The sequence below is a fragment of the Streptomyces sp. NPDC005263 genome (assembly GCF_042872365.1).
Classification (GTDB): domain Bacteria; phylum Actinomycetota; class Actinomycetes; order Streptomycetales; family Streptomycetaceae; genus Streptomyces.
In genome coordinates this window covers 42163-63284 of the sequence record NZ_JBIAKJ010000014.1, presented here as the reverse complement: position 1 = coordinate 63284, position 21122 = coordinate 42163, and the positions used below count along the sequence as shown (strand labels likewise).

Genomic DNA, 21122 nt, shown 5'->3' with positions numbered 1-21122 from the left:
CGCCGACGGAGCGCGGACCGGTCGGCCGCGCCCGGCGCGCCCCGGCGGCCGAACTCCCGCCGAGGCCGCCGGAGTCGACCCCGCGTCAGGACGCCCCCTGTGCCGGCGAGACCGTATGGACGGGGTCCGGCTCGGGCAGGGCGTCCAGTTGCGCGGCCCGGGCCAGTGCGCGGCGGTCGGGGTGGTGGCCCGGCGCGATCACCTTGCGTACCTCGACCTCGGCCACCAGCCCCCGTGCCGACACCACCCGCCACACCGAGGCGAGCAGGGAGTCGTCGCCGACGAAGGCGGGCGCGGTGCTGGCCGCTCCCCCGGCGAGCCGGTAGCGGATGCGCACCGGCTGCACCGGGACGCCCGCGTCGAGCGCGGCCTGGAACACGGCCCGGCGGAAGTGCCCCTGGGCGCGCCCGCACCAGGTGCTGCCCTCGGGGAACACCGCGACGGCCCCGCCCGTCCGCAGTACGTCCGCGACATGGGCTACCGTGCCGGGCAGGGCCCGCAGCCGGTCCCGGTCGATGAACAGGACGCCCCCGCGCGCCGCGAGCGGCCCCGCCACCGGCCATCGCCGGATCTCCGCCTTGGCGAGCATCCTGGCCGGGCGGACGGCGGCGAGCAGGGGGATGTCCAGCCAGGAGATGTGGTTGGCGACCAGGAGCAGTCCTCCGGCGGGCGCGGCGGCGCCGGTGATCCGGACCTGGACCCCGGCGGCCCGTACGATCCGGAGGCACCACCACCGCACCGGCCCCGCCGGGATCCTCCCCCGCACCCGCGAGCGCCCCCAGCCGAGCGTCGACAGCAGGACCCCGGCCAGCACCAGGACCGTGACCGCCACCAGCCGCAGCACGGCCCGCGGTACGGCCGCGGCGGCCGCCGTCCCTTCCACGCACGCCCTCGGGGTGCAGGGCGCTCCGGGCAGCCAGACGCTCATCAGGCCGGGACGAGCGAGAGGAAGTGCCGCAGGTAGCGCGGGTTGACCCGGCGCATCGACAGCAGCACATACAGGTCGGCGACCCCGAAGTCCGGGTCGTGGGCGGGCTGCGCGCAGACCCAGGCGCCGAGCCGCAGATAGCCGCGCAGCAGCGCGGGAAGTTCGGTGCGCGCCGGGACACTCACGTCCTGCGGCACCCAGGGGAGCAGCGGCCGCACCCGGAACTCCTCCGGGGCCAGGTGCTTGTCCCGCACCCGGTCCCAGGTGCCGGCCGCGAGGGCACCGCCGTCCGCGAGCGGGATCGAGCAGCAGCCGGCGAGCCACTCGTGGCCGTGGTCGACCATGTAGCGGGCTATGCCGGCCCAGATGAGTCCGATGACCGCGCCGTCCCGGTGGTCGGGGTGCACGCAGGAGCGGCCGACCTCGACGAGCCCGGGGCGGATCGGGTCGAGCGGGGTGAGGTCGAACTCGCCCTCGGAGTAGAGGCGTCCGGCGATCGCGGCCCGCTCCGGGGGCAGCAGCCGGTACGTGCCGACGACCTGACCGGTCACCGTGTCACGGACGAGCAGGTGGTCGCAGTAGGCGTCGAAGGGGTCGACGTCGAGGCCGGGCTGCGGGGAGGTCAGCAGGGCCCCCATCTCCCCGGCGAAGACCTCGTGGCGCAGCCGCTGCGCGGCCCGCACGTCGGCCTCGTCGCGGGCGAGGGTGACGGTGTAGCGGACGGGAGCGGTCGACTGCGGGGGACGGACGAGCGTGGAAACGCCGGTCATGGCTAACTCCAGGGCACGGGCCAACTCGGGGACGGTGGCGGTACACCCTGTTTCTTCCGACACGGGTTGGCGCGGACGTGACCTGAGCCAGGAGCGCGGATGTGGGGAGGTTGAACTGCGCGCACTCACGCACGGTCCGTCCCTTTTGCGTCGTGTGCGGCCCCAGATTCGCCGGTGCGCGGCCGCCCGATGCGAGACGGGGCCGGGGATGAGCACCACTCCCGGCCCCGCCCGTCCGCACGTTCTCGGCGAACGTTCTCTGTACCCCCTACGGCGTCACCGCTTGACCTTCCGCGCGGCCCGCAGCCACTCCTTGTTCATCCCGGTGATGGACATGAGCGGAATCCCCTTCGGGCAGGCGGTCGCGCACTCTCCCGCGAGCGTGCACCCTCCGAACCCCTCCTCGTCCATCTGCGCCACCATGTCCAGCACCCGGGTCTCCCGCTCGGGCGCGCCCTGCGGCAGCACGTTGAGGTGATTGACCTTGGCGGAGGTGAACAGCATCGCCGCCCCGTTGGGACAGGCGGCCACACAGGCACCGCACCCGATGCACTCCGCGTGCTCGAACGCGAAGTCCGCGTCCGGCTTCGGTACCGGCGTGGCATGCGCCTCGGGTGCGGCGCCGGTCGGCACCGAGACGTACCCGCCGGCCTGGATGATCCGGTCGAAGGCGGTCCGGTCGACGACCAGATCCTTGATCACCGGGAACGCGGACGCCCGCCACGGCTCGACGTCGATCGTGTCGCCGTCCTGGAAGGACCGCATGTGCAGCTGGCAGGTGGTCGTGCGCTCCGGTCCGTGCGCGTCGCCGTTGATGACGAGTGAGCACGCTCCGCAGATGCCCTCACGGCAGTCGTGGTCGAAGGCGACCGGGTCCTCGCCCTTGAGGATGAGTTCCTCGTTGAGGGTGTCCAGCATCTCCAGGAAGGACATGTCGGAGGAGATTCCGTCCACCTCGTAGGTGGACATCGCGCCGTCGGCGTCGGCGTTCTTCTGCCGCCAGACGCGCAGGGTGAGCTTCATGCGTAGCTCCGCTGAGTGGGGTGGACGTACTCGAAGACCAGGTGTTCCTTGTGCAGGACGGGCGCCTCGCCGGTGCCGGTGAACTCCCAGGCGGCCGCGTACCCGAAGGCGTCGTCCCGGCGGGCGGCCTCGCCGTCGGGGGTCTGGGACTCCTCGCGGAAGTGGCCGCCGCAGGACTCCGCCCGGTGCAGGGCGTCCAGGCACATCAGCTCGGCGAGTTCCAGGTAGTCGACGATCCGGTTGGCCTTCTCCAGCGACTGGTTGAACTCCTCGCCGACGCCAGGGACCTTGATGCGCCGCCAGAACTCGTCGCGGATCTGCGGAATCCGCTCCAGCGCCTTGCGCAGTCCGCTGTCGGTGCGGGCCATGCCGCAGAACTCCCACATGAGTTCGCCGAGTTCGCGGTGGAAGGAGTCGGGGGTACGGTCGCCGTCCACGGCCAGCAGCAGATGCAGCCGGTCCTCGGTCTCCGCCAACACATCCTGTACGACGGGGTGTTCGGCGGTGACGCTCTGGTGGTGCGGGTTGCGGGCGAGGTAGTCGTTGATGGTGGCCGGCAACACGAAGTAGCCGTCGGCGAGGCCCTGCATGAGGGCGGACGCGCCCAGCCGGTTCGCGCCGTGGTCGGAGAAGTTGGCCTCGCCGATCGCGAACAGGCCGGGGACGGTGGTCTGCAGGTCGTAGTCCACCCACAGGCCGCCCATGGTGTAGTGCACGGCGGGATAGATCCGCATCGGCACCTCGTAGGGGTCCTCGTCGGTGATCCGCTGGTACATGTCGAAGAGGTTGCCGTACTTGGCCTCGACGGCCCCGCGTCCCATCCGCTCGATGGCATCCGCGAAGTCGAGGTAGACGCCCTGCCCGCCGGGCCCGACGCCCCGGCCCTCGTCGCAGACGTTCTTCGCGGCGCGGGAGGCGATGTCACGCGGGACCAGGTTGCCGAAGGACGGGTAGATGCGCTCCAGGTAGTAGTCGCGCTCGTCCTCGGGAATCCGGTGGGCGGGCCGGTCGTCGCCCTTGGCCTTCGGCACCCAGATCCGGCCGTCGTTGCGCAGTGACTCGCTCATCAGCGTCAGCTTGGACTGGTGCTCGCCGGTGCGTGGGATGCAGGTCGGATGGATCTGCGTGAAGCACGGGTTGGCGAAGAGGGCGCCGCGTCGGTGGGCCCGCCAGACGGCGGTGGCGTTGGAGTTCATGGCGTTCGTCGACAGGTAGAAGACGTTGCCGTAGCCGCCGCTCGCCAGGACGACGGCGTCCGCGAAGTAGGTGCCGACGCGCCCGGTGATCAGGTCCCGCGCCACGATCCCGCGCGCCTTCCCGTCGATCACGATCAGGTCGAGCATCTCGGTCCGCGGATGCATCTCGATGTTCCCGGCCGCGATCTGCCGGGACAGCGCCTGGTAGGCGCCAAGGAGCAGCTGCTGCCCAGTCTGCCCTCGGGCGTAGAAGGTCCGCGACACCTGGACGCCACCGAAGGAGCGGGTGTCGAGCAGTCCGCCGTACTCACGGGCGAACGGGACGCCCTGCGCCACGCACTGGTCGATGATCTCGACGGAGATCTGGGCGAGCCGGTGGACGTTGGACTCCCTGGCCCGGAAGTCGCCGCCCTTGACGGTGTCGTAGAAGAGCCGGTGGATCGAGTCGCCGTCGTTGCGGTAGTTCTTCGCCGCGTTGATGCCGCCCTGCGCGGCGATCGAGTGGGCGCGGCGCGGGGAGTCCTGGTAGCAGAACTGGACGACGTGGTAGCCCTGCTCGGCGAGGGTGGCACCGGCCGACCCGCCCGCGAGGCCGGTACCGACGACGATCACGGTGTGCTTGCGCCGGTTGGCCGGGTTGACCAGCTTGGCCTCGAAGCGGCGCTTGTCCCAGCGCTCCTCGACGGGCCCCTCGGGGGCCTTGGCATCGACGACCGGCTCGCCGGTCCGGTAGTCCGCGTAGGAAGTCATCTTCAGCTCACCACTCCGGTCATGACACCCACGGGTACGGCGATGAAACCGGCCGTGAGCAGCAGCGCGAGAATATGGGCGACGGTCTTCAGGGCGCGGTCGCGGGTCCGGCTGCCGGCGCCGAGGGTCTGGGCGGCGCTCCAGAACCCGTGCCGGATGTGCAGGCCGAGGGCGAGCATCGCGACGATGTAGATGACGTTGCCGTACCAGGTGGAGAAGGTGTCCACGACGTTCTGGTACGGGTGGCCCTCCTGGAAGCCGCCGGAGTGCACGGTGCCGGTCGTCAGGTCGAGGATGTGCCACACGATGAACAGGCCGAGGATGATCCCGCCCCAGCGCATGGTGCGGGTCGCGTAGGTGGCCCGCGGTTTCCTGTGGACGTACGTGGCGGGGCGCGCTCTGATGTCCCGGCGGCTGAGCTGGTACGCGGACGTGGCGTGGGCGACCACGGCGACCACCAGGACGACCCGGATCAGCCACAGTGTCCACTCGTAGTGCATGAACGGTTCACCGACGGTGCGCAGCCAGTGGGCGTAGTGGTTGAACTCGCCCGCCCCGAAGAAGATCTTCAGGTTTCCGATCATGTGGACGACCAGGTACAGCAGCATGATCAGGCCGCTGACCGCCATCACGGTCTTCTTCCCGACGGAGGAGTCCCACACGGTGCGTGCCAAGGACGGCCGTCGGTCCGTCCGCGTTGCCAGAGCCATGTCGCTGACGCTACGGGCGTCCGCGCGATCGGTCCAAGACATGGTCCGGCTTGATTCCATAGCCAAGGGCTATCGTGGACGCATGCAGTTCCAGCAGCTCCAGTACTTCGTGGCGGTCGCCGAGACCCGGCACTTCACCCGGGCCGCCGAACTGGTCCATGTGGCGCAGCCGTCCCTGTCGCAGCAGATCAAGGCGCTGGAGCGGGAGTTGGGCGCGGACCTGTTCGGGCGGGCGCGGGGCAACATCACCCTCACCCACGCCGGCGAGGCGCTGCTGCCGCTGGCCCGGCGGATCCTGGCCGACGCGGACACCGCCCGGCACGAGGTCCAGGAGCTGGTGCAGCTGCGCGGTGGCCGAGTCCGGCTGGGCGCGACACCGAGCGTGTGCACGGGTCTGCTGCCGGACGTGCTGCGCGCCTTCCACGACCGCTATCCCGGCATCCGGCTGCTGATCGAGGAGGGCGGCTCACACGATCTCGTACGGGAGCTCGCCCGCGGCGCCCTCGACCTGGCCCTGGTCGTCCTTCCGCTGCCGACGCCCTCCCCCGCGCTGACCACGGTGGAGCTGCTCCGTGAGGACCTGGTGGTGGTGTCGTCCCCGGAGGCCCCCGCGCCGGGCCGGGGCGGGCGGACCGTGCACGTCGCCGACCTGGAGGGCGAACGCCTGGTCATGTTCCGGCACGGCTACGACCTGCGGGAACTGACCGTCGCCGCCTGCCGCGGCGAGGGCTTCGAGCCGGACTTCGCGGTGGAGGGCGGGGAGATGGACGCGGTGCTGGGGTTCGTGCGGGCGGGCCTCGGGGTGGCCGTCGTACCGCGCATGGTGGCGACGCGGTCGGGACGGGGGCTGCGGGTGACTCCGCTCGCGCGGCCCGGGCTGCGCCGGACGATCGCCCTCGCGCATCGCAGCGACGTGGCACCGCCTCGGGCCGCCCGGGAGCTCCAGCGGATGCTTCTGGAGCGGTGAGCGCGGCTCAGTTCCGGGACTGGAGGACCGCCGGCTTGAGCACCTCCTCGCACCACTGGCGGAAGGTGGTGGGGGCGAGGTCGGGTGTGGTCGGCTGGGACGCTCCGTAGAAGCCCTGGTCGTTCTGCGCGTCCACCATGTCGGCATACCCTTGCGCCCACGCCTCGGTCGCCCCGGAACGGATCAGCATCGCCTTCCGCTCCGCGGTGGAGGCGAACTCGGCGCGGACGGGCCGGCCGAGCACCTCGGAGAGGACCTCGGCCATACCCTCCGGGGTCAGGCCGTCGGGGCTGACCAGGGGCACGTCCTCCTGCCCGGCCCAGGAACCGTCGAGGAGCAGGCGTGCGGCTGTGGCGGCGACGTCGCGGGTGGCGCACAGGCGCAGCACGCGATCGGGGACGAGCGTCGTGGAGAACACCCCCGCGTCGCGGATCGACGCCACCTGGCGGAGCTCGTTCTCCATCAGGGACGGAGGGCACAGCGCCCGGTAGTGGACGCCCGTGGCGGCGATCGCCTCGTCCATCGCCAGCGACGCCGAGACCAGCCCGGCGTTCCTGGCGACTCCTCGGCCCAGAGTGGAGACGGACACGACCCGCTCAATGCCCTGCGCCGCGATGATCTCGCACAGCGGCTCCGTGAAGGCCCGGAAGTGTTTCTCGACGCTGTCGGCGCCGGGGGTCGGCGGCACCAGCCAGAACACGCGGTCGGCGCCCTGGCAGGCCTCCTTCAGTACGGCGGGGTCGGCGTGCGACCCCTGGACGACCTCCACACGGTCGCGCACCCGCGGGGAGAGCGCGGCGGGGTCCCGGGCGATCACCCGGAGCGGGACCAAGGCGCCGGAGGCGTCGCGGGCATCGAGGAGACGGGCGACGACCTCGCGGCCGATCTGGCCGGTCGGAGTGGTGACGACGATCATGAACGGCTCCTGGAAACAGGTTTGTCGGATGTCCATGAGCCTCGTTCCTGGCCGCCCGGAACTGAAGGACCGGTTCGCTCGCGGTTGTTACCCTCAGGGCAATACCGATCGGAGGGCAGGCCCATGGAGTCCCGTCCGCTGCGCTACTTCGTCGCCGTCGCCGAGGAGCTCAACTTCGCCCGCGCCGCTGAACGGTTGGGCATCTCGCCGCCGCCGCTGTCGCGGGCGATCCGCCGGCTGGAGTCGGAGCTGGGAGCCGTCCTCTTCGAGCGGACCACCCACAGCGTGACGCTGACCCCGGCCGGGGAAGTCCTCCTGGCGGAGGCCCCGTTCGCACTGGAGGCGTTGGAGGCGGCCGGACGACGAGCGCGCCGCGCGGCCGCCGCCGAGCCGGAACTGGCGCTGGCCGTGAAGGCCGACGGTGACGCGGGGCTGCTGGAGGCCATCCTCGCGCGCTACGCGGCCGACCCGGCGGCGTTGCCGGTCACCGTCCGCCTGTCCGCTTGGCAGGAACAGTCCCGGCTCCTGCGCCAGGGCGAGGCCGATGTCGCCCTGGTCTACGAGCCGTTCGACCGCACCGGCCTCGACGCGGAGTACCTGACCGCCGAACCACGCGTTGCCGCCCTTTCCGCGCGTCATCCCCTTGCCGCCCGGGCCGGGCTGAGCCTCGCCGACCTGGGGCTGCGCCCCGGCGAGGTACAGCGGTACATCGACGAGACGCGCGGGAGGGGCCACGACCTGGCTCAGTTGCTCACCCTCGTCGGACTGGGCGAGGTCGTCGCCCTCCTCCCCGCGTCCGTGGCCGACCGCTATCCCCGGCCGGGCGTCGTCTACCGCCCCGTATTGGACGCGCCCCCTGCCGTCCTGGCCGTCGCCTGGCCGCAGCAGTCCCGCTCGACGGCCACCGCGGCGCTGGTCCGCGCGGCCGTGGAGGTGGCGGAAACCGCACGGGAGCGGCGGGCGAGCTGAATGCTCCGCCGAGCGCCGCGGTGGCACATCCGCAAGCCGGTGTGAGCTGGTCGCGCCCGGCCCGCGGAGCCACATGTCGACACGGCCCCGCGCCTCCCCGCACGGGCCCTCGTCCCGGCCGCTCCGAGACCGGCGCGCCCTGCGCGAGCCCACGCCCGGTACGCCCGCCCCGCCTCACCCCGTCGCGTCCACCAGCGCCAGCTCGTGCAGTCGCTCCGGCGGGCCGGGGCGGGCGTAGTACCAGCCCTGTGCGGTGTCGCAGCCCAGTATCCGCAGCTGCTCGGCCTGCGCGCCGGTCTCCACGCCCTCCACCGTCACCGCCAGGTTCAGGCCGTGGGCGAGCGAGACGATCCCCTCGACGATCTTGAGGTCGACGGGGTCCGCCGGGAACTGCTGCATGCTCTGCGTGAAGGAACGGTCGAGCTTGAGGATGCTCACCGGCAGCCGGCGCAGGTTCGCGAGGTTCGAGTAACCGGTGCCGAAGTCGTCCAGGGCGATGTCGACGCCCATCTCGGCGAGCTGCCGCAGCGGCTTCAACAGGTCGTCGTCCGCGCCGATCAGCGCCGACTCGGTCACCTCCAGGCAGAGCGCGTCCGGTTCGACACCCGTGCGCTCCAGGATCTCCACGGTGTCCTGGACCAGGCCGGGGTGGGTGAGCTGGCAGGGGGAGAGATTGACGTTGATCCGCAGCGGGGCGGCGTCGTCGAGGCGCTCCTGCCAGGCGCGGGCCTGGCGCACCGACTGTTCCAGGACCCAGCGGCCCAGCGGCACGATCAGCCCGGTGTGCTCGGCCAGCGGGATGAACTGGTCGGGGCCGAGCACGCCGTGCTGCGGGTGCAGCCAGCGCACCAGCGCCTCCGCGCCGTGCACGCTGCCGTCGCCGAGGTGGACCAGCGGCTGGTACTCGATGAAGAACTCGCCCCGGTCCAGGGCCGTCGGCAGGGCCGTGGTCAGCCCGTGCCGGGTGATGGCCCGGGCGTCGGCCTCCGGGTCGGCGAGCTCGAAGCGGTTGCCGCCTGCCGACTTGGCCCGGTACATCGTGATGTCGGCGCTGCGCAGCACCTCCGCCGGGCTGTGCTCCCCCGCCGGGCCCTCGACGACGCCGATGCTGCCGCGCACGGTCAGCTCGCGGCCGTCGATGCCGACCGGAGCGAGCAGCGCGTTCATGATCCGCGCGGCGAGTTCGTCGACCTCGTGCTCGGTCTCCGGTCCGGTGGTCAGAGCGACGAACTCGTCGCCGCCGAGCCGGGCGACCATCTCGCCGGGCGCGGTCGCGCAGGACTGCAGCCGGTCGGCGATCTCGACGAGCAGCCGGTCGCCGGCCGCGTGGCCGAGGCTGTCGTTGATGGTCTTGAAGCCGTCCAGGTCGAGGTAGCACAGCCCGAACCGCTGGCCCGGGCCGGCGCCGAGCGCCTTCTCCAGGCGTTCGAAGAAGAAGGTGCGGTTGGGCAGGCCGGTGAGGGCGTCGTGGGTGGCCTCGTAACGCAGCCGGAGGTTGAGCAGCCGGCGCTCGGTGGTGTCCTCCATGAGGGCCAGCTGGTACTGCGGGTTGCCGTCGGCGTCGCGCAGCAGGGAGACCGTGAGGTTGGTCCACAGGACCGTTCCGTCAGGGCGGTAGAAGGCCTTTTCGACGTGGTAGTGCTCGCGCCGCCCGCGGACGAGTTCGTCGTAGAGCCGCCAGATCTGGGGGGCGTCGTCGGGGTGGGTCCACTCCTGGACCCGGCGGTTGCGCATCGTCTGGTCGGACAGTCCGAACATGCGCAGCAGGGCCCCGTTGACCTGGAGGACGTGGCCGTCCAGGTCGGCGATGCCGATCCCTATGGCGGCGCCCTCGAAGACCGCGCGGAAGCGCGCCTCGCTCGCGTGCAGCGCCTGCGCCACCACCCCCTGGGCCCGCAACGCGGCTTGCGCGATGGCCTCCTGCTCGGCGAGCGTCCGCTCCCGCAACGCCTTCGCGAACCCGGCGGCCATGGCGTGCTGGATCCGTGCCGCGCGCGCCCGCAGGTCCTCCTGGACGCCGTCCGCCCCGCAGTAGAGCACCAGATAGGCCTCGACGCAGTCCAGGGTGCGGGTCAGCGCCTCCGGGTCGGTGCAGTGCGCCGAGACCAGGGCGGCGCCCACCGCCCTCGCCTCGTCCGCGTCGAAGATCCTGGCACGGAGGGCCTCACTCAACCGTCGCGCCAGCGGCAGCAGCTGTTCCTCGAACTCCGGCCGGGTCGCGGACGTCGAGGTCACCGGGAAGACCGCCCGGCTCCAGATCGTCGCGAACCGCCGCAGTCTGTCCTCGGGCCCGTCCTGTTCCGCGCTCACGCCGTACGCCCCACTCCGGCGAAACCCGAGAACGCGTAGGGATCCTCGTCCTCCGGTGCGGTCTCCGGCCGCCAGTGCGGCATCGGCACCAGTCCGGGTTCCACCATGTCGTACCCCTCGAAGAACCGCGCGATCTCGGCGCGTGAACGCATGATCAGCGGGTTGCGAATGTCCTTGTACACGTCCACCGCCCCCTCGGCCCGCTGTGGCGGCAGCGGGATTCCCTCGTACGAGGCGTGCGTGAGCAGCAGCAGGCTGCCGGGCGCGAGCGCGTCGCGCAACTCTGCCACCGCCTCGTACGGGTCGTCCGCGTCTTCCACGAAATGCAGTATCGCAACGAGAAGCAGGGCCACCGGCCGGTTCAGGTCGATCAGGCCCCGCACTTCGGGGCTGGAGAGTATCTCCCGGGGCTTGCGGAGGTCGGCGGCGACGACGCCCGCGTCCGCGTTGCCGGCCAGGACCGCCTCGCTGTGCGCGACGGCGACCGGGTCGTGGTCCACGTACACCACGCGGGCGCCGGGACGGGCCGCCTGGGCCACTTCGTGGACGTTGCCGAAGGTCGGGATGCCGGAGCCTATGTCGAGGAACTGGGTGATGCCCTCGTCGACGGCGTAGCGCACCGCGCGGCGCGTGAACGCCCGGTTCGCCTGCATGATCTTGGGAAGTCCCGGCAGGAACTCCATGGCCCTGCGGGCCGCTTCCCGGTCGACTTCGAAGTTGTGCGAACCGCCCAGGTAGTAGTCGTAGATGCGCGAAACGCTCGGCACCGAAATGTCGATGCTGCGTGGGGCCCAGGCGGGACGCTCCATCTATCTCTCCAGGCGTAGGCGATCCGGTGTTCGAGCTGAGGCTACTGATCGCCCGCCAAAGGAGCGAGCAGAAACGGAAATTGACCGTCCGTTCCCGGTCACTGCCTGCGGCACGTGCCCAAGTGATTCCCCCGTACACCGAGCCTGAAGCGCCTCCGCTTCCGCCATGGTGAAATGATAGGAAAAGTACACACGCTGTCGTGGGGAACGACGACAAACCGGTCCGCCCCCTCCGTGCGGCGTGGAGGGGGCGGGACCGGTTGACCGGACGCGCGAGCTCTACTTCTCGGGCGCTCCGATCGGCTTTCCGTCGGGTGCCGCGGCGTACCAGGTGCCGCCCACGCCCTGACCGTTGGTGTCACCCGGGGCCTTGTCGCCCGAGAAGGTGTAGATCGGCCAGCAGTTGATGGTCTGCTGCTCGACGCCGTCGGGCCGGGTGAAATTCATGTAGCCCTTCTTCTGGATCCCCTTGGTGTCGTTGATGTCGACGGGGGCCACGGCGGGCCACTTCTCCAGGCAGGCGCCGGTGCAGGCGGAGATCGGGTCGGGCCAGGCCGTGTCCTTGAGGAACCGGTAGACCGTGTGGCCGTTCTTGTCGACGACGACCTCACCCAGCTTGGGGTCCTTGCGGGTGGAGAGTCCGGCCTGCTCGGCCTGCTCGGAAAGGCCGCCGCCGCCCTTCTTCGCCTTCTTGCCGTCCGGAGCGAGCGCGTACCACTTGCCGCCCACGCCCTGGCCGGTGACGTCCCCGGCCTTGGTGTCCTTCGCGTAGCGGTAGACCGGCCAGCCGCCGACGGTCAGCTGCTTGGTGCCGTCCGCACGGGTCACCTCGCCCAGCTTCGACTTGTCGATGCCCTCGCCCGCCGCGGCGTCGCCCGCCGGGACCGGCGGCCAGGCCGTGGCGCAGTCGCCGTCACAGTTCGACTTCGGCGGCTCGGCGGTGTCCGCGTCGAAGCGGTAGAGGGTGAGGCCGGTGCCGTCGGTGAGGACGTCGCCGAGTTCCGCGTTGGTGGACACGGCCAACTGTCCCGCGCCGGCCGTCTGGGTCGCCGCGCTCGGGCTGGCCGGCGCTCCCGCTCCCGCGCCGGCTCCGGTGTCGGTCCCAAGACCGGCACCGGCGCTGCCGTAGTCGCCCGCCGCAGCCGTCGCGCCGACGTTCTGGCTGCCGGTGGACGGGGCGCTTTCCTGGCCGCACGCCGTCGTCAGCACCAAGACCGCCGCGGCACTCGCCACGAGTGAGGCGCTCCGCCAGGAGGTGTTCATCGTCAACTCCCCATACATTCGTAGGGTGTTGCAGCGCCCTGCTGCGCCGCCGCACGACCATGGGTACGCATGGAGGGCCTGGTTGTGTTCAACGAGCTCGCAGATTTCTTTCTGAAACCTGTGGCATCGACGTTCCCTCTTTCGGGCCAATCCCCCCGTACCCGGGCGCACGGGGCCACGTGAAGCCTCATGATCTCCGTCGTGCATCGACCCGAACCGATCCAATCCGCTCCCGCCACAAGGGTGTTCGCTCTGCTGGCGCTCACCTGGCTGCTCGTGGGCGCGCCGGCCGGCACGGCCCAGGCCGACGCCTGCGCCTACGTCTCGACCGGGCCGGGCGGCACAGAGGTGGTGGCGATCGCCGGCGACCTCACCTGGCCCACGCCCCCGGTCTGCCCACCGCCCCCTCCCCCGCCGTGCCCGACCCCGGCCCCCACCCCCGCTCCCACTCCTACGCCGCCGCCCCCGCCGCCGACTCCACCACCACCGCCGACTCCGACTCCGACTCCGACTCCGCCGCCTCCGCCACCGGCTCCGCCCCCGCCGAAGCCCACCCCCGCCCCCAAGCCCCCGCCGCCGCGGAAACCCGCACCGAAGCCGACGCCTCCGCCACCCCCGGCACCGCAGCCGGCGCCGCCCCGTGCCAGGCCGACCCCGCCACCCGTCCGCGCACCGCTCCCTCCCCCACCCCCGTCACCCACCCCGACACCGTCGGCGACGCCCACCCCGAGCCCGTCCGCCGCCCCGGTCACCTACCCGCGGTACCGGGCGCTGCCCCGCAAACGGCCGCCCCGCGGCACCACGTCACCGGTCACCTACGTCCTGCTCATCACCGCGCCCGCGGTGATCGCCGTCGCCGCACTGCGGCCCCGCTAGGGCGTGTCCGCGACGTCCCGCCTGCCCCACGGCCCGCCCTCGGGGCGGACGACGCGACCTTGCCGACACCCCCTGGCACCTGATCCTGGAGGCACCCCTTGCCGGAATGGCTTGTTCTCACCCTCGCGATGCTGGCCGCCTGTGTCGTGGTGGTCGTCATCACCCTGCTACGGCACCGCAGGGCGCCCGAGGACGAGGACCCCAACGAGACGCCGGATGTCATCGAGTACATGACGATGTGGATCGGCGTGGTGTACGCCATCGTCCTGGGCCTGGCCATCGCCGGTGTCTGGGAGGCGCGCAGCGGCGCCCAGGACCACGTCCAGGCCGAGGCCCAGGCACTGCACGAGATCTCGGAGCGGGTCCGGGTCTACCCGGCCGACGTCCGCGACCGCATTCGGGACGATGTCAACGCCTATGTCGGACACGTCGTCGACACCGAGTGGAAGCACATGGCGGACAGCGGCGAGGTCACGGAACGGGGCACCGCGCTCCTCGGAAAGGTCCGCGCGGACGTCACCGACTACCAGCCGAAGACTGACTTCGAGGCCCAGGCCTACCAGCCGGTCCTCGACCAGATGGCCGCCGCGGACCAGGCACGCAACGCCCGGGCGGACTCGGCCTCGCCGACCATGCCGGGCGTGGTGTGGTTCGGGCTGCTGGCCGGAGCCGCCGCCACCATCGGGATGATCTTCGCTCTGCAGATCCGGCGTACGCCGCGTGAACTGGTCCTCGCCGGACTGTTCTCCGCGCTGATCGCGTTCCTGCTCTTCCTGATCTGGGACTTCGACGCGCCCTACAGCCGGGGCATCACCGCCTCGGCGGACCCGTTCCTGAGCCTCTTCCCGCACATCAAGGGCTGACGCTTCGGCCACTGACAGCGCCTCACCCCGGCGAGCCGCCGGACCACCGGACCATCGGGCCGCCGGACTGCCGACCGCCGGGGGACACGCGCACGCGTGCCTTGTCCCCCGGCCGCAGCAACGTCATCACCCGACCGGCGCACCCGCTTACCCCGTTCGCACCAGTGCGATCGCGCGGACGTACCCACGTTCTTAGCGTTTCGGTCATCGAGGTGCACTCACGGCGCGAGCGGAAAAAGTCCGCAGCTGCTCCTCGGGGACCGGAGGAACCACCATGCGCGCGATACGCGTCGCCTCGGCCGCCCTGCTGGGCGCCTGCGCCCTGGCCCTCACCACACCCGCCGCGCACGCGAGCGGCGAGAGCCGGCGCTTCAGCGTCAGCGTCTTTCCCGAGACCGTCGCGCCCGGGGGGCAGGTGACCCTCCGGGCCACCGGCTGCGACCAGGACGTGTTCGTCACGTCGGGCGTCTTCAACGACGTGACCATCCGCAAGGACCGGTCCTGGGCCGTCGCCCATGTCGACTGGGACGCGAGACCGGGCGCGTTGTACGAGGTGACGTTCCACTGCGGAACCTTCTCGCGGAACGCGGACCTCACCATCGCCGGCGGCCGACCGGACGACCCCACCCCCGTACCGGTGCAGCCGTCCCGGGGTGCCCACGCCGGTGAGGGCGGCAGCTTCGCCGGGTTCGACCTCGAGGAGATCGGACTCGGGGCCGCGCTCGTCACGGGGGCGGTCGGGACGGCGTACCGTCTCTCCCGCCGACGCGGTGGCGAGGACGGCGGCTGACCGCCGCAGGCACACGGCCTTCGCCCCGCGTCCCAAAAGGGCCGGGGAGAAGAGCCGGGGAAAGGCCGTCGCACCTGCGGTCGGGCTCCGCGTGTCGGGCTCCGCGTAATGACGCGGCTCCCTCGCCGCGCCTTCAGAGCGGTCGCTCGGATCCGATCTGCTTCTCGGAGCGGCGGCGCATCCAGAACAGCCCGCCGCCGACGAGGGCCGCGGCCAGCAGCCCGCCGCCGATCGCCATGTCGGTCGGGGTCGCGCCGGTGGAGCTACTGCCGCCGAGACCGCCCTGGACGCCTCCGATGACGGTGAAGGCCGCCGGGTTCGTCAGGGTCCTGCCGGAGCAGTTGACCGTGATGCTGTGCGAACCGGGGCTCGCGTTGTTGTTGACCGTCGCGGTGCCCCTCGACGTCCCGTTGGTGCCGGGAAGCGGCGTCAGGGTCGCGTTCGGGAACGCGTCCGAGCTCATGCGGCCGCCGTTGGGGCAGCCGTCGACGGTGACGGTCAGCTGACCGCCACGGGCGATGACACTGGGCAGGGCGACGATGTTGCTCGGGTGGGCGCCCATGCCGTCCCGTGCGACGGCGGTGGGGGTGGCGAGCCCGAAGACGGCGACTGCGGCTCCGGCGGCCGCCAGGGCACGAGTAGTACGCATGTGATCCTCCGCGGAAGACGCCCCGGGAACCGTCCCCGGTGGATCGGCGAGAAAGCGCCTCCCAGAAAGACCCTCAGATGCCGTGGGCGCGGGCGCATTTCGAGAATGGTCCGTCCTGGTGAGGGGACATGCCGAACGAAAAGCGCATAATCGGATATTGTCGCAGGTCACGGGCCGTCAGAAAATTCCTGTCCGCGGCAACTCGGATGGCGCACCGAGCACATCGCGGATCACCCGTTCGTATCCGTCCCGTCGCCGCTTCACCGCGCCGGACATAGCGTTTCCGTATGCGCGAATGACGGGGCGACGGCCGCGTCGAGAGGGGAAGTCGAATGTATGCGTCCGAATTGGCCGACCTGGCCGAAGAGGAGGAGCCGCGGCGGAAACGCGCTCCCTGGGGCGTGATAGCGCTTGTTCTGCTGACCGGCCTCGCGCTCATTCGGAACGGCTCGGGAGAGTTCGACGTCGGGCCGCCGCAACCCGCGTCGGCGGCCGCCGCCAGGAGCACCCTCACGCCCGGCACCTTTTCGGGCACCCCCAGCCCGCTGCCGTACGCCGTGCCGGACCGGGTCAGGATCCCGACGATCCGGGTCGACGCGCCGATCATGCCCATCGGCCTGGCCGCGGACGGCTGGATCGCCGCGCCACCGCCGGAGGACCCCAACCTGGCCGGCTGGTTCACCGGCGCGGTCTCTCCGGGCGAGAAGGGCACCGCGGTCATCGTGGGCCATGTCGACAACAGACAGGGCCCGGCGGTGTTCTACGGGCTCGGGGCCCTGAAACAGGGACATCGCGTCGAGGTCACCCGCAAGGACGGAAAGACGGCCGTTTTCGAGATCTACGGCGTCGAGGTGTTCGAGAAGAACAACTTCCCCGGCGACCGTGTCTACGCCTCGAAGGGCGCTCCCGAACTCCGGGTCATCACCTGCGGGGGCGGTTTCTCCCAGCAGAACGGCTACGACGGCAACGTCGTCGCCTTCGCCCGCCTGGTCGAGGTGCGCTGAGCGTTCCCCGACCGGGCGGGCACAGTGAAAGGCTTCTATGTGCGCCGTCGTCGCGGGACGGTGATGTGGTAGCCGGAATCCAGCAGTTGCGGCAGATAGGCGCGCAGCGCCCGGACACTCTGGGTGCGGTCTCCCCCGGCGTCGTGCGAGAGCACCACGACGCCGGGGGCCGCGTTGTGCTCCACCCGGCCGACGATGGTGCGGGTGCCGGGGGTGGTCCAGTCGAGGGTGTCGACCGTCCAGCCCAGCGGTTCCATGCCGAGTTCGGCGCCGATCTGGAAGGCGGCACGGTTCCACGCCCCGTAGGGCGCGCGGAACCACAGCGGGCGTTCGCCGCACGCCTCCTCGATGACGTCGCTGGTGCGTTCCATCTCCCAGCGGATCCGACTGCGGCTGAGTCTGGTGAGCAGCGGGTGCGACCAGGTGTGGTTGCCGACGATGTGGCCCTCGTCGGCGATCAGGGCCACCAGGTCCTGGTGGCTGACTGCCATCGAGCCGCACACGAAGAACATCGCCCGGACGTCGTACTGCGCGAGGGTGTAGAGGATGTCGGGGGTGTAGCGGGGGTCGGGCCCGTCGTCGAAGGTCAGCACCATGGTCCGGCCGCGCCCGGACAGGCGCAGGAACGGTTCGCGCCGGACCAGGGGTTGGCTGGGTTCGGTCCGGGGCGAGCCGTACCCGGTCATGGGCTGGAGACGGTAGGCGGAGGGCATGGGCGCGCGGTGCGTCTGGGCGCCGGCGGCGGGCAGGGCGGGTGGGGCCGACTCGCCGCCCGAGCCCAGCGAGAGCAGGCCTGCCGTGCCTGCCGCCCCGCAGGCCGCGGCGCCGGCCAGCAGCGCGCGGCGCCGTGTGAGCGCCGCCGCGGTCGACGACAGCCGTGTGAGCAACTGATCCTTCGTCATGACTCATCAGTCGCCCGCGGCGGCCCCGACGCACCACAGAGGTACCGGAGCGGCGGCACCAAAACACCCGCTCGGCGCAGCCCTTCGGGTCAGCGGTGGCGTACCAGGGGAAAGGGGAGGGTCTCCCGGATCGTCAGTCCGGTGAGGAACATGACCAGGCGGTCGACGCCGAGGCCGAGGCCGCCGGTGGGCGGCATGGCGTATTCGAGGGCGTCGAGGAAGTCCTCGTCGAGTTCCATCGCCTCGGGGTCTCCCCCGGCGGCGAGCAGCGACTGGGCGGTGAGGCGGCGGCGCTGCTCGACGGGGTCGGTGAGTTCGGAGTAGGCGGTGCCGAGTTCGGTGCCGAAGGCGACGAGGTCCCAGCGTTCGGCGAGCCGCGGGTCGGCGCGGTGCTGGCGGGTGAGCGGGGAGACGTCGGTCGGGAAGTCCTTGTAGAAGGTGGGCAGCCGGGTCCGTTCCTCGACGAGGCGCTCGTACATCTCGAGGACGACGTCGCCGCGGCCGTCGTCGGCGGTGTACGGCACGCCCGCGCGGTCGCACATCCGCAGCAGCGCGGGCAGCTCGGTGTCGGCGTCCACCTCCTCGCCGAGCGCCTCGGAGATCGCGCCGTGGACCGTCCTGACCGGCCACGGCCCCGAGATGTCGTACTCCTCGCCGCCCTTGCGGACGGTCGGCGCGCCGAGGGCGGCGATGGCGGCGCCCTGGATCAGCTCACGGGTGAGGTCGAGCATCACGTCGTAGTCGGCGTACGCCTGGTAGGCCTCCAGCACCGTGAACTCGGGGTTGTGCTTGTAGGAGACGCCTTCGTTGCGGAAGGTGCGGCCCATCTCGAAGACCTTCTCCAGGCCGCCGACGCACAGCCGCTTCAGATACAGCTCGGGGGCGATGCGCAGATAGAGGTCGAGGTCGTAGGCGTTGATGTGGGTGGTGAAGGGGCGGGCGTTGGCGCCGCCGTGGATCTGTTGGAGCATCGGCGTCTCGACCTCGAGGTAGCCGCGGTTCAGGAGGCCCTGGCGCAGGGCCTGTACGGCGGTGGAGCGGACGCGGACCACCTCGCGGGCGTCGGGGCCGGCGATCAGGTCCAGGTGACGCATCCGGACCTTGGCCTCGGGGTCGGTCAGTCCCCGGCGTTTGTCGGGCAGCGGGCGCAGGCACTTGCCGAGGAGCTGCCAGGAGGTCACGAAGACGGTGGGCTCGCCCCGGTCACTCGTGCCGGCCGTGCCCGAGGCCGTGATGTGGTCGCCGATGTCGGTGTCCGCCCGGAACGGGTCGAGGCCGCCGCCCGCGCGGGTGAGGGCGAGTTGGTGGTCCCCGGACCAGTCGCGCAGGGTCACGAAGACGATGCCGCCGAAGTCGCGTACCCGCATGATCCGGCCCGCGACGGTGACCCGCTCGCCCTCCCGGACGTCGGCGAGGGCGTGGGTGCGCTCGGGGAAGCCGACCGGGTAGGGGTCGGTGCCGGCGGCGCGCAGCCGGTCGAGGGTGCGGTGCCGGACGCGGACCTGTTCCGGCAGGTCCGCGTCCGGTTCCCCGGTCCCGGCCTCCTCCCCTCCGTCGAGGCCGAGCGCCGAGAGCGACGGCAGACCGGCCGTGGTGGCCGGTAGACGTCCGCCCTTCGAGTGCCCTTTTCCCCAGAGTTTGCGCAACGAGGGTACGGAGACGAATCCTTCGGCGATCCCGGAGGCGAGGCCGATGCGGGCGAGGGCGCCGGTCTCGCCGTAGCAGATGAAGCGGGGGGACCAGTCGGGGTGGTACTTGGCGTTGGAGCGGTAGAGCGCCTCCAGTTGCCACCACCGGGAGAAGAAGAGCAGCAGCCGTCGCCACAGCCGCAGGACCGGTCCGGCGCCGATGCGGGCGCCCTCCTCGAAGACGGAGCGGAAGACCGCGAAGTTCAGCGAGATCCGGCGGACGCCGAGTTTGGGCGCCGCGGCGCACAGTTCGGCGACCATGAACTCCATGACGCCGTTGGGGGCGCCCCGGTCACGGCGCATCAGGTCGAGGGAGATGCCGTCCTTGCCCCAGGGCACGAGGGAGAGCACAGCGAGCAGGCGGCCGTCCTCGCTGAGCGCCTCCACGAGGAGGCAGTCGCCGTCGGCGGGGTCGCCGAGGCGGTCGAGGGCCATCGAGAAGCCCCGTTCGGTCTCGGTGTCGCGCCAGGCGTCGGCCTTGTCGATCACCTCCTCCATCTCCGCGTCGGTGAGGGCCGAGTGGCGGCGGACCCGGCAGGTGGCGCCGGTGCGGCGGACCCGGTGCACGGACTGCCGGGTCACCCGCATCTCGCGGCCGTTCAGATCGAAGGCGGCCACCTGCAGGATGGCCTCGTCGCCGAGTTGGAGGGCGCCGAGTCCGGCGCGGACGAAGGCGGTGGCGCCGTCCTCGGAGGCGCCCATCGCGGCGGGGGCCCAGGCATGGCGGCGGGCGATGTCCAGCCAGGCGGCGATGGCGTGCGGCCAGGCCTCCCGGTCGCCGACGGGGTCGCCGCTGGCGAGGCAGACCCCGGCCTCGACGCGGTAGGTGACGGCCGCCTTGCCGCTGGGTGAGAAGACCACGGCCTTGTCGCGGCGGGTCGCGAAGTAGCCGAGGGAGTCCTGGTCGCCGTACCGCCCCAGGAGGGCGCGGATACGGGCCTCCTCGTCGCCGTGCAGGGCCGACTCCAGGCGCTGCGAGCGGAAGAGGGTGGCGCAGGCGTTCAGCAGGGCGAGCGCGCCGAACAGGCCGAGCAGGAAGAACAGGACGCGGGGCGGGCGGCCGTCGTAGGTGCCGCCGGAGGCCAGTCCGCCGCACACCCGGTCGGCGGCCCAGGCCAGTCGCTGGCCGTGCGGCAGGGTGCCGGGGAACAGTTCGACCAGGCCCCAGCCGGCCAGGATCGCGAGGACCAGTCCGGCGGCCAGGACGGCGAGCGCCCTGCGTACGGCGGCGCGGCGGGAGGCGGCGTAGAACTCCCGGCGGGCCACGATCAGGACGGTCAGCGCGAGGCCGCACACGATGAGCGAGGGGATGGAGTCCTCGTACAGGCCCACGACGAGGCCGAGGACGTCGGTCAGGACGAGCAGGCCCAGGTAGACGACGACCAGCCACCAGGCGACCTTCTTGCGGGCGGCGGTGGCGGCGGCGAGCAGGAACAGGAAGACGGCGTAGGCGAGGTTGGCGCTGACGGGCACCACGAGGTGGTCGAGGAACCGGACGACCGGGCGGAGCAGCGCGCGCAGCGGCGGGATCAGGTCGAGGAGCACACACAGCAGACCGATGGCGCCGAAGAAGGCCGCGAAGCCCTCCGGCACCCTGCCGAGGAACCCGTGTCCGGGCGGCCGGGCGGGGCCCGTGGTGTCCTTCGCCGGCGCGGCCTGAAGGGTGGCGCTCATGTTCCGACTGTAGGAACACCCCGGTGGCGCCGCCCGTCGGACTGGTCCCGGAGGGGGCCGGACCT

The 21122-nt window shown here is 71.8% G+C and carries 18 protein-coding genes; 6 read left to right on the top strand and 12 right to left on the bottom strand.

Annotated elements, in window-relative coordinates; all coding sequences use genetic code 11:
- Window positions 1-85: 85 nt before the first annotated feature.
- From ACFYRY_RS39435 to ACFYRY_RS39415, 5 genes are all read right to left on the bottom strand, one after another.
- Window positions 86-928 (bottom strand): lysophospholipid acyltransferase family protein, encoded by an 843-nt coding sequence (locus ACFYRY_RS39435; RefSeq protein ID WP_389157264.1) that lies wholly within the window; start codon window positions 926-928, stop codon window positions 86-88.
- On the bottom strand, window positions 928-1698 hold the full coding sequence (locus ACFYRY_RS39430; protein WP_389157261.1) for a GNAT family N-acetyltransferase: 771 nt from the start codon (window positions 1696-1698) through the stop codon (window positions 928-930). The genes ACFYRY_RS39435 and ACFYRY_RS39430 overlap by 1 nt, the downstream gene beginning before the upstream one ends.
- A 276-nt stretch (window positions 1699-1974) precedes the next feature.
- Entirely contained in the window at window positions 1975-2721 is a 747-nt protein-coding gene (locus ACFYRY_RS39425; protein WP_389157258.1) for a succinate dehydrogenase/fumarate reductase iron-sulfur subunit, read from the bottom strand.
- Window positions 2718-4667, bottom strand: a complete 1950-nt coding sequence (locus ACFYRY_RS39420; protein ID WP_389157255.1) for a fumarate reductase/succinate dehydrogenase flavoprotein subunit — start codon at window positions 4665-4667, stop codon at window positions 2718-2720. Before ACFYRY_RS39420 ends, ACFYRY_RS39425 begins: the two co-directional genes overlap by 4 nt.
- A gap of 2 nt (window positions 4668-4669) precedes the next feature.
- Complete coding sequence (locus ACFYRY_RS39415) at window positions 4670-5341, bottom strand: succinate dehydrogenase (protein WP_389157442.1); 672 nt, start codon at window positions 5339-5341, stop codon at window positions 4670-4672.
- Between the two features lie 118 nt (window positions 5342-5459).
- Between ACFYRY_RS39415 and ACFYRY_RS39410 the strand changes: the two genes are divergently transcribed.
- On the top strand, window positions 5460-6344 hold the full coding sequence (locus ACFYRY_RS39410) for a LysR family transcriptional regulator (protein ID WP_389157253.1): 885 nt from the start codon (window positions 5460-5462) through the stop codon (window positions 6342-6344).
- A gap of 7 nt (window positions 6345-6351) precedes the next feature.
- On the opposite strand, the gene ACFYRY_RS39405 is transcribed toward ACFYRY_RS39410, so the two are convergent.
- A complete protein-coding gene (locus ACFYRY_RS39405; RefSeq protein ID WP_389157440.1) occupies window positions 6352-7260 on the bottom strand; it encodes an NAD(P)H-binding protein in 909 nt (302 codons plus the stop codon).
- A gap of 123 nt (window positions 7261-7383) precedes the next feature.
- On the opposite strand from ACFYRY_RS39405, the gene ACFYRY_RS39400 reads away from it, so the two are divergent.
- A complete protein-coding gene (locus ACFYRY_RS39400; protein ID WP_389157250.1) occupies window positions 7384-8229 on the top strand; it encodes a LysR family transcriptional regulator in 846 nt (281 codons plus the stop codon).
- A gap of 174 nt (window positions 8230-8403) precedes the next feature.
- Here the strand turns inward: ACFYRY_RS39400 and ACFYRY_RS39395 are convergent, their stop codons facing one another.
- From ACFYRY_RS39395 to ACFYRY_RS39385, 3 genes are all read right to left on the bottom strand, one after another.
- The gene (locus ACFYRY_RS39395; RefSeq protein WP_389157246.1) at window positions 8404-10539 is read right to left on the bottom strand and encodes a putative bifunctional diguanylate cyclase/phosphodiesterase; all 2136 of its coding nucleotides are present in this window, start codon (window positions 10537-10539) and stop codon (window positions 8404-8406) included.
- Complete coding sequence (locus ACFYRY_RS39390; protein ID WP_389157244.1) at window positions 10536-11348, bottom strand: SAM-dependent methyltransferase; 813 nt, start codon at window positions 11346-11348, stop codon at window positions 10536-10538. The genes ACFYRY_RS39395 and ACFYRY_RS39390 overlap by 4 nt, the downstream gene beginning before the upstream one ends.
- Before the next feature lie 279 nt (window positions 11349-11627).
- Complete coding sequence (locus ACFYRY_RS39385) at window positions 11628-12611, bottom strand: SCO0930 family lipoprotein (RefSeq protein WP_389157242.1); 984 nt, start codon at window positions 12609-12611, stop codon at window positions 11628-11630.
- A 416-nt stretch (window positions 12612-13027) separates the two neighbouring features.
- On the opposite strand from ACFYRY_RS39385, the gene ACFYRY_RS39380 reads away from it, so the two are divergent.
- The 3 genes from ACFYRY_RS39380 to ACFYRY_RS39370 all read left to right on the top strand — a co-directional run bounded on the left by ACFYRY_RS39380 (window position 13028) and on the right by ACFYRY_RS39370 (window position 15140).
- Window positions 13028-13570, top strand: coding sequence for a hypothetical protein (locus ACFYRY_RS39380; protein WP_389157239.1), 543 nt, complete (start codon window positions 13028-13030; stop codon window positions 13568-13570).
- A gap of 15 nt (window positions 13571-13585) precedes the next feature.
- The gene (locus ACFYRY_RS39375; protein ID WP_389157237.1) at window positions 13586-14350 is read left to right on the top strand and encodes a hypothetical protein; all 765 of its coding nucleotides are present in this window, start codon (window positions 13586-13588) and stop codon (window positions 14348-14350) included.
- A gap of 274 nt (window positions 14351-14624) precedes the next feature.
- On the top strand, window positions 14625-15140 hold the full coding sequence (locus ACFYRY_RS39370; RefSeq protein WP_389157235.1) for a hypothetical protein: 516 nt from the start codon (window positions 14625-14627) through the stop codon (window positions 15138-15140).
- Between the two features lie 133 nt (window positions 15141-15273).
- Here the strand turns inward: ACFYRY_RS39370 and ACFYRY_RS39365 are convergent, their stop codons facing one another.
- Window positions 15274-15789, bottom strand: a complete 516-nt coding sequence (locus tag ACFYRY_RS39365; RefSeq protein ID WP_389157232.1) for a hypothetical protein — start codon at window positions 15787-15789, stop codon at window positions 15274-15276.
- A gap of 332 nt (window positions 15790-16121) precedes the next feature.
- Between ACFYRY_RS39365 and ACFYRY_RS39360 the strand changes: the two genes are divergently transcribed.
- On the top strand, window positions 16122-16793 hold the full coding sequence (locus ACFYRY_RS39360) for a class F sortase (RefSeq protein WP_389157229.1): 672 nt from the start codon (window positions 16122-16124) through the stop codon (window positions 16791-16793).
- A 35-nt stretch (window positions 16794-16828) separates the two neighbouring features.
- Here the strand turns inward: ACFYRY_RS39360 and ACFYRY_RS39355 are convergent, their stop codons facing one another.
- Complete coding sequence (locus ACFYRY_RS39355; protein WP_389157226.1) at window positions 16829-17695, bottom strand: polysaccharide deacetylase family protein; 867 nt, start codon at window positions 17693-17695, stop codon at window positions 16829-16831.
- Window positions 17696-17784: 89 nt separating this feature from the next.
- The gene (gene lysX / locus ACFYRY_RS39350) at window positions 17785-21057 is read right to left on the bottom strand and encodes a bifunctional lysylphosphatidylglycerol synthetase/lysine--tRNA ligase LysX (RefSeq protein WP_389157223.1); all 3273 of its coding nucleotides are present in this window, start codon (window positions 21055-21057) and stop codon (window positions 17785-17787) included.
- Between the last annotated feature and the right edge of the window lie 65 nt (window positions 21058-21122).